Raw genomic sequence first — 12,075 nt, 5'->3', positions numbered from 1 at the left:
TCACAGTGCCTTGCTGCCGTTGCCGTTATCGGGCGAACCCGGCAGCGGATAGCTGACGACGAAATCGTTGCCGGGAATTTGGGGGAAACCCCGAAAATTACTGGTGTTGGCGAAGCGGTCGCGGCAGGTCGTGAAACTCTTGTCGCAACCGGCGGTGACCACGAAGCTGTCGCCGATGGCAATCGGCTCCGCCATCGCCCGCCACAATGACAGGCGCACCACGCCCGCGACCACGCGGTGCTGCTTGACCTCGATCGCGAGGCCGGCGTTGGCTCCGCCGGTCCAGTTCAACCGCCCCGCCGTGAACCAGCCGGCGGCAAGGCCGGAAAGTCCGGAAACCGCAACGATCGAGGTTCCCTCGACGGCCGTAACCGTCCCGCTGCGGCGAAAGGCCGAGCTGGCCAGATCGACACGGCATTTCCCGTCGCCGAGATCGACGCCGCACCGCGCCGTGAACAGGCGTCCGCTGTCCTGCGCCAGCGCATCCGCAAGCCCGCGCAGTTCCGCGGTGAAGGCGGCCCCCTCGCGCCGGACCTCTCCTATCGTGCCGCGCGCGATCAGGATCCTCAGCGAGACGTCGCTCCAGTCGACCAGCCAGGTCGCGACCCCGGCGGCATCGTAACGGCCGGCGGCAAGATCGGCCTCGCTCAGGGAATCATCCGAGAAAGCGCCCGATATCTCGCCGCCATCGACAGCGAGATCGAAACGGCTGGTGGCTTCCGACGCGGTGAAGCCGGTGGCGGCGCGGCAGAGGACGCCGCCGATCGTCAGATCGCGGTCGTGATCGGTAAAGCCGAGCACGACGCCGTCGCGCCGCGTCACGATCCAGCAGCGCGCCAGCGTGGTCGCGCCGGAGTCGAGCTTTGCCTGAAGCGCGGAAGGAATGCTTCTCACGGCAGTATCTCCACCAGCGGAATTTTCGGAATAGCGCCGGCGGCGAAGGTCGAGAGATCGACTTCGAGATAGTCGGTGTCGAACCGCACCGGCACGTCGAACTTGAATCCGGCGGTGACAACCGCTCCCGGCGGCGGCGTATGCTCGGGGAGAAACGTCACGACGCCGGTGGTGGCGTCGCAGGTGAAGGCCGATCCCGCCGATACCTCGCTCTCGGCGACCGCGACGCGCACGCTATCGTTCACGGGCTTTCCGATCGCGCGCGCATAAGGCGCGAAAGCGTCGCCATATGTCTTGATCAACTGAAACGTCGATGCCGTTCCGTCTCCTATCCCGATCACCTGATCGAGCGGCGAGATAACGCTGCCGGTCGCAGCGGAACAGCTATCCAGCCGGTCGCGCCAGCGAAAGCCGTAGAGCCTGCCGCGCCGCTCCTCGAAGAAGGCGACAACGGCCTGCAACGCCTCCAGCGTCTTGACGCCGTAACCGGCGTCGAAGCGTCGCCGCGACTGCGCCCAGCGCGCGTTGCGCGCCTCGCGGCCCGAGCCGAAACTCACGATGTCGGTGCGCCGCTCCGGCCCGCCCGCGCTCTTCAGCGCGACATCGAGCGGAAACAGCACTTCATGGAAGCTGGTCATGCGTCACAGGCTCCGCTGTCCCCGCGCGACCGCCCGCGCGATCTGGCCCGCGATGTAACTCTCGGAGCGGCGGAAGCTGTCGAGGTCCGGCGTCGCGATCTGCACCGTGATGCTGTTGCCGCCGCCCTTGCCGGACACGCCGAGCCGGCCGTCCGGCCCGCGCGACAGCGGCATGATCGCTTCCGGTCCCGCCTCCCCGGCGAGGCCGACGCCGCCGTCCATCATCGGGAAATAGCTCGGCGCGCCGATCACGCCGCCGGCCGCGAACGGCTTGATGCCGCCGAGAGCATGGGCCTGCACGCCGCCGAACGAGCCGATGCTGCCGGCGAGTCCGGAAAACAGGCTGGAGATGCCGCTGGTGAGGCTTGCCGTCAGCGGCTTGAACGCCGCCGTCACGGCAAGACTCGAGACCCGCAGCGCCAGCGTCTTCAGCACGTCGTCGAACTGTTTGCCGCCGCTGACCGAAGACGAAAACGCCTGCGTCATCGCTCGCGCGAAGCCGCCCGCGCTGGTGGTCAGCGCCTGTGTCCTCACCGTGAGATCGTCAAGCGTGCGCGAGGTCTCATGCAGACTCGGGTCGTCAGTCATCGGATTCTCCCTTGCGCGGCGCATCGGGAAAACGCGCCAGCAGATCGTCGAGTTCACCCCGCGCCAGCGGCGTGGTCGCAGGTCCCCGGATCGCGTGAACGGCCTGCGCCAGTTCGCGCGGCGTCATCCGCCAGAAAACATCCGGCGCAAGGCGCAACACGCCGAAGCCGAAGCCCATCGCCGCCGCCCACGGAAACGGCTTCATGGAGCGACGCTTTCGTCGAAGGTCGCGCTGATCAGACCAGCCGCGATCCTCACGAAGCCGGCCGCGCCGCCCTCGACCGTCATCACCGCCACATCGTCGTCGCTGACCGCCTCTCCCGCGCCGCGCAGGCCCGCGCCGATGATGCGGATCAGATCGCGCGACGACACCCGGCCCGAACCGAAACGCTCCGCGAGCGCCATCAGGTCGCCGGCGCCGAATGCGGATTCAAGCTCGGCCAGCGCGCCAAGCGTCAGCACCAACGTGCGATGCCGCCCGCCAAGCTCTGCGCCGATCTCACCACGATATTTGTTGGGCATCTGAATCCTTCCGTCTCACAGCGCCGTAAACGTCAACGCGCCGGCGGATTCGAGCGCGAGATCGAACGTCACCTCGCCATTGTGCTCGCCCGCGAATTCGAGGCTCGCGATCTGGAACATGCCCTCGATGGCGCCGAAGTCCGGCACCACCACCTGACACGATTTGATAGCGCCATCGAAGAAAGCCTGCCGCACCAGGGCGTCTGACGCCGCGTCCTTGAACAGGCCGCGTCCCGATACCGACGCACGCCTGACGCCCGCGCCCGCGAGCAACTCGCGCCAGCGGTCGGTCGATTCCGCATCCGTGACATCGACAATCTCCGCGTTGAACGCGATCCTGCGGCTGCGCAGCCCCGCCACCGTGACGAAGCTCGAGCCGTCGCTCATCTTCAGAAGCAGGTCCTTGCCCTTCTGTGCGCCCATGACGCCTCCTTTGCGATCAGGTTGTGGGTTCGGTCACGGCGTGAAATCGCACCTGTGCGTGATAGGTACGGCCATCGGACTCGCGCCGGATATCGGCGACCGAGAAACGGAAATTGACCAGCCGGTGAGCGGCGAGCGTCAGCGACGCATCGTCGAGAGCCTGCAACACCGCGCCGGCGATGGCGTGCGCCTCGCTCTGACCGCCCCGACGGGATCGCGCATGAAGCGTGATCTGATGCTCCTGCGTCGGCCCCTCGTCCACCGACACGTCGGTCACGCGCGCCTCACCGATCGCGACATAGGGCAACAGCGCCCCGCGCGGCGGCTCGTCATAGACCCGCTTGCCGCCGAGCAGCGCATGAAGGCCGCTGTCGGCCGCAAGCGCATCGTGAACGGCGGCGCGGAGCGCTGCATTGGCGCTGGTCATGGTGATGTCCTTTTCCGAGAGAGCGAAGGCGATCAGAGCGCGTGCACGCGATAGCTCGCGATCATGGCGCTGACGCTGGCCGGCATCATCGCGACGCTCTGGCCAATGGCGACAAGACCGCGGTTTTCATACCAGTGCGTGACCAGCGTCCGCACCGCGTGGCGCAACACGTCAGGCACATCGGAAGCGGCGTCGCCGAATCCGATCTCGATATCGAGTTCGATGCCCCCGCTGGCGCGCCCCGGAAACACCCAGACGGATGAAGCGATCACGCCCGCCGCCTTGTCGAGAACGAACGTCCCGGCATCGATCGGCGTGGCGATCCCCGCCGAGTTATAAACGCGCGCCGCGGCGAGCGTCCGCAACGGTCCCCGGCCCGGCCTGATGCGGCCGTCTTTCGGCCACTGGTCCAGCACGAAGCGCCAGGTCTGCGCGATCAGGGCGCAGCGCGTCATCGCCTCGACATGGCTTCGCGCGGCGGCGATCAGCGACGCGATCACCGCGTCATCGTCATCGTTCTCGGCCCGCAGGAAACTCTTGGCCTCCTCGACCGACCAGGGTTCGACCGCGGGACCGGTCAGAAGTATCGATGGCATGGGATATCCTCTTTTTATTGCGCCTGACAGGGTGCGGCGCGCTCTGACGCGATACGCCGCAGAGTGTCGGAAACGCCGGCGCCATGACGTTGACAGGCGGGAGCCGGCGGGCTTGTGTCCGCCGATGACGTTCTTCATTCGCAACGGCATCGCCGCGATGCTGATCCTCGTGGCCCTTTCACCCGCGTCCGCTATGGTCGGCGGCGGGAGCGCGCCCTCGCCCGCGCTGGCGAACGCGGTCGTCACCATCGTCGGTTCACAGGGCAACTCCTGCACCGGCACGCTGATCGCGCGTGATATCATCCTCACCGCCGCGCATTGCATCGCGCCCGGCGTCGCCACCAAGATGGTGGACTACGGGAGCCAGCCGCCGCGCCTGCTCGATATCAGGCGAGCGGCCGTGCATCCGCAGTTCAACCCGCAGAGCGTGCTCGCGCACCGCGCCACCGCCGACGTCGGCTTGCTGCAACTCGCAGCGCCGCTCGCCGTGCAGCCGGTTCGGATCGGCGGCGCGCTGATGCCGATCAATGTCGGTCAGCGCCTCACCGTCGTCGGCATGGGCGTCGCGACGCCGGGCGACGGCCGCAGCGGCGGCGTGGCGCGGGCCGCGAGTCTTGCCGTAACCGGGAAACCCGGCACCTTGCAGATCCGCCTGACGGATCCCGCAACCAACAACTCGCGCGCCGGCCTTGGCGCCTGCACCGGCGATTCCGGCGCGCCCGCGATGCTCGATTCCGGCGGCGTCATCGTCGGTGTGGTGAGCTGGTCGACGGGCGCGAACAACGCGTCAGGCTGCGGCGGCCTCACCGGCGTCACGCCGCTCGCGCTCTACCGCGACTGGATTTTGAGAACGGCGCGAAGCTGGGGCGCGGGGATATGAAAACGAGCCGCTCCTCACCTTGGAATATAGCTTCCCTCATCGAGCCCACTGAGTGCCATTGCAGCCTCTCCATTTTGTGGCTCTATGCCGGAATCGCAGATACTTTCAAGAGCACTGCGGGCCAAATCGGGATAGAGCGCAAGATAGAGAGTGGGCGGCTTTCAATCGAACCTGTACGTTCGGATGGGAGAGTAGCGGCAACAGAGCCCTCCTCTGATCGCCAGGCATCTTTCTTAGCTCTGCCCTTATACGCTCCATCTTTTTGTACAAGCGGTTATACATAGCGTTGTCGATTACATTAATCGCATCATATTGCGCGACGCCGATCTCGACGAATTGCGCAACAAGGTTCTTCACAAGAGCATTCGGCTGAACAGATATCATTACTTGAGCACCCCATTTTTGCGCAGGATTTTTAGTCCTTCACGTGTCTGCTCGTCCCAACTCTTGCCGCGAAGATAATCTCTGGGCGACCGACCATCATATTGCTCGTTGGCCCTTGAATAATAACCGTTGATGTCGAGATGCTTCACGACAGGAATCCGCACCGTATTTTCAGGGCTGTCAATCCGCAGGCTCCCGAATTGCTGCCTGTTTTGTGCGAACTGCCCGACAATATGATGGTGTTCGCAACCAGCCTCGGGAGGCATTACGTTGGAACATAGCTTCCCTCATCGAGTCGTCTGATTGCGTTCGCCGCCGACCCATTTTGCGGCTCGATACCTGAATCGCGGATAGTTTCCAGAGTGCGACGAGCTAAACCGGGATAAAGAGCGAGAAGAGAATGAGCCGCCATCAACCGGACCTGAACATTCGTGTGCGACAGCAGCGGCAATAGCGCCGTGCGTTGATCCCCAGGCATCTCTTTTAGCTCGGTCCATACACGTTTCATCTCCGCATACAGGCGATTGTATTTGATGGTGTTGATCACATAAATCGCATCATATTGCGCCATACCGATCTCGGCGAACCGCGCGATGAGACCTTGTACTCGGGCGCCGTCCGATTGAACGGGTGTCATCACTTGAGCACCCCCTTGCTGCGCAAGATCTTCAATCCTTACTGCATTTGCTCGTCCCAGGCCCTGCCGCGAAGATAGTCTCTTGGCGATAAATCTCCATAATCAGGACTAGGCGTAGAGTACCATCCGTTGATGTCCAGATGCTTCAACGTAGGAATTCGCACTGTATTTCCCCAACTGTCAATTCGTTCGTCGCCGAACTGTTGTCTGTTTTGAGCGAACTGACCGACAATGTGATGATCCTCATATCCGGCCTCACTGGGCAGTTGTGCTCGCGCCTGCAACTCTCCCAGTGTTCCGGGTGGATCGTTGGCTGTCTTGATAACGTTGGTCATGCGCTTCAGGTCCTCAGCCTGATCCAGCGCTCCGATGAAAACATCCGCCGCCGGCGACAGGCGACCGACAACGCGCAGCCACTTGGCAGCTTGACGAACAAACCTCATCCGCCCTTCGGTGGTCTCGGGTCTTTTCGGCGGAATCGGTGGAGGGCCGTCATCCGGCCGCCAATCTCCCGCGAGTTGCACACCGTCGACCGCGTTGTTACGCGGCGTGATCTGAAAGAGGCCGAGGCTGCCTGCGCCGCCATCTGTCCATTGCCCGCCGTCGGAATTGCCGGCCGGCACGCGCGGCTGGTTTGGATTGTATTTGCGCGCCAGCGTGGGAAACGCTTTGGCGACATCCGCGCCAGGCGGAAGAAATCGCGCGGCGTCGGGACGAACCCAGCGTGCCGCATCTGGCCGCAGCCATCGCGATTGCTGATGGCGCAGCCAGGCCTCATGATGCGATGGCATCGAAAATGTCCTTGATGAAGAATGCGTCCAAAACGCAGAACGGCGCGCCAGAGAAGCGCGCCGCTTAGTTTTCAGGTCATGCGCGGGACCTGCCGCGAAGACGCGCTTCGCGCTTTTGTCCGGCCATGACGCATGATGCAGGAGCGGCGACCTTCTCAGCTCGCCGCGAACTTCATCAGCTTGATGGCGTCGAAGTCCTGCACGCCGCCGCCGACCCGCTTGGTCGTGTAGAACAGCACGTAGGGCTTGGCCGAATACGGATCGCGCAGCACGCGGACGCCGGCGCGGTCCACCACGAGATAGCCGCGACGGAAATCGCCGAACGCGATCGACAGCGAATTCTCGGCGACATCCGGCATATCCTCGGCCTCGACCAGCGGGAAGGTCATCAGCGAGGCGCGCCCGCCAGCCTGCGCCGGCGGCTGCCACAGATAGGACCCGCCGGTGTCCTTGAACTTGCGGATCGCGGCCTGCGTCTTGCGGTTCATGATGAACGCGGCATTCTGGCGATAGCCTGCCTTCAGCGCATAGACGAGATCGACCAGCGCATCGGAAGGATTGGACGACGCAAAGCCGCTCGCGCCGCCGCTGGCGACGAAGCCCAGCTTGCCCCACGCCCAGGAGCCGTTGGCGACGGTTTCGGATTGCAGAAAGCCCTTCGGCTTGTTGGTGCCGTCGCCGTTCACGAACGCAGCCCCTTCCTGAACCGCGAATGTCAGCTCAACTTCCTGCGCGATCCACTCGTCGATGTTGACGGCGGAATCATCGAGCAGCGTCGCGGTCGCCGCCGGCATGGCGTAAAGCTCCATTGCCGGAAAGCTCAGGGCATCCAGCGTCGGCGAGGTGGTTTGCGTCCGCGAATCCGTCTCACCGACCCACCCCGTGGCGGGGCCCGCGGTCATGAACGGCTTCTTGTAGACGTTGCCCGAGATGGTGCGAACCGACGCCAGCGCGCGGATCGGCGAGATCGCCGCCAGCCGCTGCCCGATCTCGTGCTCCAGTTCGACAGGAACGAGATAGCCCCCATCCGGATTGGAGCCGGCCGACATCGCCTTGGTCTCCAGCGCGCGCAAGGCGCCGGTCTCGCCGCCCCGCACATAAGCCTCGAAGGCGCTTTTGTGTTCGAGAGCGGCCGCGCCGCCGACGATACCGGAGCGGCCTTCGAGCGCCGGGCGGGCATGCTTGAGCGCAAGTTCATCCATGCGCCTGTGATGGGCGTCGAGCGCGGCATTAATGCGATCGACCTTCTCCTCCAGCAGCACGTCGCCGCGCTTTTGCTCCAGCCGCGCCAGGCGTTCGTCGTTGGCCGCCTTGAATTCCTCGAAGGTGACGCGAAAGTCGTCATAGCCGCCGCGGACGGCGCCTCCGGACTTATGCTCCGGAGCCATGTCGGTGATATCGAAGTCCATTCATTCTCTCCTTGGTCAGAATAATTCCGCCGCCCCGCGGTGTCTGGGGACTCAAGATCCTTTCGAAATTCGAGATTTGCCTGAAGCCCGAGACCTGAGCGCGCTCGTGCGCTGGAGTCCTTCACCGCTTCATGGAAACAGTGAAAGATTCAGCTTTATGTTCTGATGCGTTTTCTTCACGCGAACCGGATTCCACTTCGCTCGCAAACGCTATAGAGTGGTTCCCGGCAACGGCAGCAGCACGTCGAGGCGAACCATGCGATTTCTGATCTTTGTCTGGATAACCCTGGCCGTCGCCGCGACCGCCAGCGCGTGGTTTGCGATGCGGCCCTCAAGGCGAGGCGCCGCCTGGATCGGGATCGCAGCCTGCGTCGTTTTGCTGGCAACGTTTGCGTCATCCTTTTTGATGACGAGCGTCCACGGCGACAAAACGATGTTGTCGATAGCGCTTTATCTTCTGAACTGGACCATGGCCGCCGGCGGCGCGGCGATCTGCATCGGAGCCATCGCAGGTCTCACGCTGGGGCTGGCGTTCAAGCGGTGATCCGATACGCCCACCGACGAGACCGACATCAGCCAGGCGAACGCGTGTCTAACGGCCCTTGCGTTTCGCGCGTAGTTCCTTGCGAAACTTCGTCAATTTCTCGAACTGGTCTTCGTTCAGATAATACCATTCGATATGACTGGGATCCTGTTGGCGCTGAGATTCCGGATAATCGTCAATCTCGGCAAGGAACTTCCGTCCCAGCCAGTACTCGCGCTCGTCACGCCACTGCAGATACATCTGAATATCCGTTGGCGCGATGCAAACTTGGATTTTATATCTCGCCATAGGCTAACGTTCCAAATTCTGCGGAAACGCGGTCTCAACCCTGTACCTTTTTTACTCCTGCGATCACGCACGATCACGACCCGGACACCGTAAGTTTCCCTGATATAAGGCTGCGAGTGCTCGGTCGCCGCATAGGCCTCGCTCCCGGTCGGCGAACCGAATATGGCGTCAAGGTTCTCCTTCCCTGAAAGCCCGCTGACGACTTTATCAACCTTGTCCGGATTTCGCACAATCGTCGAATTGACCAGCTTGTTCGCCGCCTCCAGCGAGGGAAAGGAACCTTCCCTCAAACCGGACGCCGAGCCGTTCCGGCGAGCGTAACTGGCCGCATCGTTAACCGCTTTCAAAAGAGAAGCGTTGCTCAGGCCGACATGCCTTTCGATGGCGTGGCCACCCAGGCTGCGCTCTTCCAGCAGGTCAGTGGGTCGCTTGCTCGGCCGATATTGAATCTGCTCGAGACGGCCACCGCCGCCATCCGTCCACCGCCCGCGTCCGGATTGCCGGCGGGGACACGCGGCTGGTCCGGATTGAACTTGCGTTGAAGCGCCGGATAGACCTCGCGAGGATCGGTGCCGGGAGCGAGAAAGCGCACGGCGTCCGGCCGGATCCATCTGTAGGCGTCAGGCCGCATCCAACACGCGCGCTGAGCCGCTTCGAATGCACTTTCATGACTTGTCATCAGCGTGCTCCCGCCAGCGGCGCGCGCATCGCGCCGCACAGCGCCACGCGTCGTCCTTCCCTGCCACGCAGCGACGTCACCACCGGGCGCGGGCGGAGCGACGGCGCCGGTTCATCCGCGGCCTGCCTCATGCTCCGCCATTCGCGCTCGGCCTGTGTCCGCGCACGCGAGCGCGGCGACGGGGGCGTCGCCTGCTTCACGGCGCGGACACGCGCTCCCGCCAGCAGCGGGAAGGTGACGATCGAAATCTCCCACAGATCGACCTGATGGAGATGACGCACGCGCGTGCGCGGCTCGATCCGGCCGCGCACGGTGCGATAGCCGATCGACAGTCCATCCACCGCGCCGGCCTCGACTAAAGAAAGCAACTCGCGCGCGCGCGTCACGTCGGGGATCAGCTTTCCCCGCGCCCAGAGGCCGCGAAAATCCTCGTGCAGTTCGAGCCAGACGCCGACCGGCTCCGCGGGATCATGCTGGAACAGCATCGGGATCCTGCGCAGCCCCCGCGTTTTCAGCGTCTGCGTGAACGCACCGGGCATCATCATGTCGCGCGCCTGATCGATCTCGCCGAACAGGCTGGCATAACCTTCGACCATGCCATCGCTGAAGAACGACAGGCGGGACACGGATGACAACGGAGCGTGCATGATCGGCCTCGCAGCGGGCAAGGGAGTGGAATTCTTGAATTTGAAGACGGCGCGTGGCGCGCCGGACGTTACCGGATGAACGTCATCCCTTGCGGCCGCGCTTCACCGGCTTGCGTCGCGTTTGAGATTTCGCGCGAGGCGCGCGGGCCGCGGGGGGATTGCGCTGCGCGCGATCGAGATGCGCGAGAAATTCGCGAAACACGGTGAGATGATCGCGCGAAGATTTCGTCTCAGTACCGAACGAGCGTAGAACGCGGTGAAGGGTATCCATCAGTCGAGATCCTCCTTGATGTTTTCGGCGCGGCGATGCGCCGTGCGGTTGAATCGCTGCAACTCGCGAACGAAATCGTCAAAGCGGCGCGAGGCCGCCGACAGTTCGCGAAGCGCGAACAGCAGACCGGCGCTCGCGGCGCTGGCCCAGAGAAACAGCGCGAGATGAGCGAGATCGCCGCGATCGCTGAAGATGCGGATAAGATCAGACATGGCGGTCTTTCTGCCTTTTCTCCCCTTGCGGGTGAGTGACGGTTCACTCCAAGCGGTCGCCGCCCTCGATCGGCGCATAGCCGACCGCCTCGCGCTTTTCGTTGAGCGTGAGAAAGGCCGCATCGCTGACCCGTTCCCACAACGCCGTACGATCGGCGGCGAGCGCGTCCATTTTGTCGGTGTCGACGACGACGCGGATGCTTTCGCCGAACTGCGGCGACAGCCACTGCGCGAACGAATTGCCGATACGCGACGCCAGCGGCAACACGGTCTGGCGAAAGAAGCAGCGATTGGCTTCCAGGAAATTGGCGTAGGTGTTGTCGCCGGGAATACCGAGCATCATCGGCGGCACGCCGAAAGCGAGCGCGATCTCGCGCGCGGCCGTGTGCTTGGCCTCCAGGAAATCCATGTCCTTCGGCGTCAGCGACATCGCTTTCCAATCGAGTCCGCCTTCGAGCAGCAGCGGCCGGCCCGCGTTCACCGCGCCCTGATAGGTATCGGTCAACTCGCGCTTGAGCCGGTCGAACTGTGAATCCGAGAGCACCGCGCCCTCCGGCCCGGCATAGACCAGCGCGCCGGACGGCCGCGCGGCGTTGTCGAGCAGCGCCTTATTCCATTTCGATCCGGCGTTATGGGTGTCGATGGCGACGGCGGCGGATTCGATCGGCGCAAGACCGTAGTGATCGTCGAGCGGATGAAAGAACGTCAGGTGCAGGATCGGTGGCACGACGGATGAGGCCTGATCAAAGCGCACGCTGCGCCCGCCGACGCTGTACTCATACGCTTCCGCCCAACCCTCGGGACCCGGCACCACCTTCATGCGATCGGGACGCAGCGCGTGAAGTTCGCGAACCGCCCCGTCGAGCGCGACTGTTTCGACATAGGCGTTCCCCGCCAGCAACAGATGCGACACCAGCGTTTCGAGAAACGCGCCGCCGTCCTGCCGCGTATTCGGACGCGTGAGCAGCAACGATAGCGGATGCGCCTCGCGTTCCTGCGCGCCCTCGAACACGAGGTAGCTGCAAGACGCCACATTCTCCGCGATCAGCCGCACCGCGCGATGTACGACGGGATTGGCCAGATAGCCTTCGCGGGCCAGCGCCGCGTAGTCGCGTGGCGTCCAGCGCGCGCGGCCGCCGCTCTCGAAGGCGAGCAGCCTGGCCGTGCGACTGGCTTTTGTCTCGGGCGGAGCAAACATGTTTTTGAAGCGCAAGCGCATTGGCGATCCTTTATTTGTCTCTCCCC

General features: G+C 63.9%; 21 protein-coding genes and 1 pseudogene. 2 read left to right on the top strand and 20 right to left on the bottom strand.

Annotated elements, in window-relative coordinates; translation table 11 throughout:
- Genes NWI_RS06095 through NWI_RS06060 form a run of 8 tightly spaced genes read right to left on the bottom strand, consistent with a single transcriptional unit; the run spans nucleotide 1 to nucleotide 4,088 of the window.
- The gene (locus tag NWI_RS06095; protein WP_011314470.1) at nucleotides 1-894 is read right to left on the bottom strand and encodes a DUF2163 domain-containing protein; all 894 of its coding nucleotides are present in this window, start codon (nucleotides 892-894) and stop codon (nucleotides 1-3) included.
- Nucleotides 891-1,532 carry a DUF2460 domain-containing protein gene (locus NWI_RS06090; protein WP_011314469.1) on the bottom strand — a complete coding sequence of 214 codons (642 nt, stop codon included), beginning with the start codon at nucleotides 1,530-1,532 and terminating at the stop codon, nucleotides 891-893. Before NWI_RS06090 ends, NWI_RS06095 begins: the two co-directional genes overlap by 4 nt.
- Nucleotides 1,533-1,535: 3 nt before the next feature.
- Nucleotides 1,536-2,120 carry a phage tail tape measure protein gene (locus tag NWI_RS06085; RefSeq protein WP_011314468.1) on the bottom strand — a complete coding sequence of 195 codons (585 nt, stop codon included), beginning with the start codon at nucleotides 2,118-2,120 and terminating at the stop codon, nucleotides 1,536-1,538.
- The gene (locus NWI_RS06080; RefSeq protein ID WP_011314467.1) at nucleotides 2,113-2,325 is read right to left on the bottom strand and encodes a rcc01693 family protein; all 213 of its coding nucleotides are present in this window, start codon (nucleotides 2,323-2,325) and stop codon (nucleotides 2,113-2,115) included. The genes NWI_RS06085 and NWI_RS06080 overlap by 8 nt, the downstream gene beginning before the upstream one ends.
- Entirely contained in the window at nucleotides 2,322-2,642 is a 321-nt protein-coding gene (locus NWI_RS06075) for a gene transfer agent family protein (RefSeq protein ID WP_011314466.1), read from the bottom strand. Before NWI_RS06075 ends, NWI_RS06080 begins: the two co-directional genes overlap by 4 nt.
- Nucleotides 2,643-2,657: 15 nt before the next feature.
- Nucleotides 2,658-3,065 carry a phage major tail protein, TP901-1 family gene (locus tag NWI_RS06070; protein ID WP_011314465.1) on the bottom strand — a complete coding sequence of 136 codons (408 nt, stop codon included), beginning with the start codon at nucleotides 3,063-3,065 and terminating at the stop codon, nucleotides 2,658-2,660.
- A 16-nt stretch (nucleotides 3,066-3,081) separates the two neighbouring features.
- The gene (locus tag NWI_RS06065) at nucleotides 3,082-3,492 is read right to left on the bottom strand and encodes a DUF3168 domain-containing protein (RefSeq protein WP_011314464.1); all 411 of its coding nucleotides are present in this window, start codon (nucleotides 3,490-3,492) and stop codon (nucleotides 3,082-3,084) included.
- 32 nt (nucleotides 3,493-3,524) lie between these two features.
- Nucleotides 3,525-4,088: a head-tail connector protein gene (locus NWI_RS06060; RefSeq protein WP_011314463.1), complete on the bottom strand. Its 564-nt coding sequence runs from the start codon at nucleotides 4,086-4,088 to the stop codon at nucleotides 3,525-3,527.
- 124 nt (nucleotides 4,089-4,212) lie between these two features.
- On the opposite strand from NWI_RS06060, the gene NWI_RS06055 reads away from it, so the two are divergent.
- Nucleotides 4,213-4,968 carry a S1 family peptidase gene (locus tag NWI_RS06055; RefSeq protein ID WP_081431709.1) on the top strand — a complete coding sequence of 252 codons (756 nt, stop codon included), beginning with the start codon at nucleotides 4,213-4,215 and terminating at the stop codon, nucleotides 4,966-4,968.
- A gap of 105 nt (nucleotides 4,969-5,073) precedes the next feature.
- Here the strand turns inward: NWI_RS06055 and NWI_RS18560 are convergent, their stop codons facing one another.
- The 5 genes from NWI_RS18560 to NWI_RS06030 form a co-directional block, all read right to left on the bottom strand.
- A complete protein-coding gene (locus NWI_RS18560; RefSeq protein WP_011314461.1) occupies nucleotides 5,074-5,352 on the bottom strand; it encodes a DUF2019 domain-containing protein in 279 nt (92 codons plus the stop codon).
- The gene (locus NWI_RS17900; protein WP_187148019.1) at nucleotides 5,352-5,501 is read right to left on the bottom strand and encodes a hypothetical protein; all 150 of its coding nucleotides are present in this window, start codon (nucleotides 5,499-5,501) and stop codon (nucleotides 5,352-5,354) included. The genes NWI_RS18560 and NWI_RS17900 overlap by 1 nt, the downstream gene beginning before the upstream one ends.
- Before the next feature lie 116 nt (nucleotides 5,502-5,617).
- Nucleotides 5,618-5,989, bottom strand: coding sequence for a DUF2019 domain-containing protein (locus tag NWI_RS06040; protein ID WP_011314460.1), 372 nt, complete (start codon nucleotides 5,987-5,989; stop codon nucleotides 5,618-5,620).
- A gap of 38 nt (nucleotides 5,990-6,027) precedes the next feature.
- The gene (locus NWI_RS06035; protein ID WP_244374993.1) at nucleotides 6,028-6,612 is read right to left on the bottom strand and encodes a hypothetical protein; all 585 of its coding nucleotides are present in this window, start codon (nucleotides 6,610-6,612) and stop codon (nucleotides 6,028-6,030) included.
- Nucleotides 6,613-6,935: 323 nt separating this feature from the next.
- On the bottom strand, nucleotides 6,936-8,189 hold the full coding sequence (locus NWI_RS06030) for a phage major capsid protein (protein WP_011314458.1): 1,254 nt from the start codon (nucleotides 8,187-8,189) through the stop codon (nucleotides 6,936-6,938).
- Between the two features lie 256 nt (nucleotides 8,190-8,445).
- On the opposite strand from NWI_RS06030, the gene NWI_RS06025 reads away from it, so the two are divergent.
- Nucleotides 8,446-8,733, top strand: a complete 288-nt coding sequence (locus NWI_RS06025) for a hypothetical protein (RefSeq protein ID WP_244374992.1) — start codon at nucleotides 8,446-8,448, stop codon at nucleotides 8,731-8,733.
- A 48-nt stretch (nucleotides 8,734-8,781) separates the two neighbouring features.
- Here NWI_RS06025 and NWI_RS18190 read toward each other — a convergent pair whose 3' ends face one another.
- From NWI_RS18190 to NWI_RS05995, 7 genes and pseudogenes are all read right to left on the bottom strand, one after another.
- Nucleotides 8,782-8,973 (bottom strand): hypothetical protein, encoded by a 192-nt coding sequence (locus tag NWI_RS18190; RefSeq protein ID WP_148203792.1) that lies wholly within the window; start codon nucleotides 8,971-8,973, stop codon nucleotides 8,782-8,784.
- 152 nt (nucleotides 8,974-9,125) lie between these two features.
- Nucleotides 9,126-9,368 (bottom strand): annotated as a pseudogene (locus NWI_RS18555) (hypothetical protein); the annotation flags it as partial.
- 14 nt (nucleotides 9,369-9,382) lie between these two features.
- Nucleotides 9,383-9,700 carry a hypothetical protein gene (locus NWI_RS18185; protein WP_011314455.1) on the bottom strand — a complete coding sequence of 106 codons (318 nt, stop codon included), beginning with the start codon at nucleotides 9,698-9,700 and terminating at the stop codon, nucleotides 9,383-9,385.
- Nucleotides 9,700-10,347, bottom strand: coding sequence for an HK97 family phage prohead protease (locus NWI_RS06010; protein WP_011314454.1), 648 nt, complete (start codon nucleotides 10,345-10,347; stop codon nucleotides 9,700-9,702). Before NWI_RS06010 ends, NWI_RS18185 begins: the two co-directional genes overlap by 1 nt.
- An 82-nt stretch (nucleotides 10,348-10,429) precedes the next feature.
- Nucleotides 10,430-10,618, bottom strand: a complete 189-nt coding sequence (locus tag NWI_RS06005; protein WP_041344859.1) for a hypothetical protein — start codon at nucleotides 10,616-10,618, stop codon at nucleotides 10,430-10,432.
- Nucleotides 10,618-10,830, bottom strand: a complete 213-nt coding sequence (locus NWI_RS06000) for a hypothetical protein (RefSeq protein ID WP_041344858.1) — start codon at nucleotides 10,828-10,830, stop codon at nucleotides 10,618-10,620. The genes NWI_RS06005 and NWI_RS06000 overlap by 1 nt, the downstream gene beginning before the upstream one ends.
- Nucleotides 10,831-10,873: 43 nt before the next feature.
- A complete protein-coding gene (locus NWI_RS05995; protein WP_011314452.1) occupies nucleotides 10,874-12,049 on the bottom strand; it encodes a phage portal protein in 1,176 nt (391 codons plus the stop codon).
- Nucleotides 12,050-12,075 lie beyond the last annotated feature (26 nt).

The organism is Nitrobacter winogradskyi Nb-255, from assembly GCF_000012725.1.
Classification (GTDB): domain Bacteria; phylum Pseudomonadota; class Alphaproteobacteria; order Rhizobiales; family Xanthobacteraceae; genus Nitrobacter; species Nitrobacter winogradskyi.
This window is presented reverse-complemented; position numbering and strand designations above follow the sequence as displayed.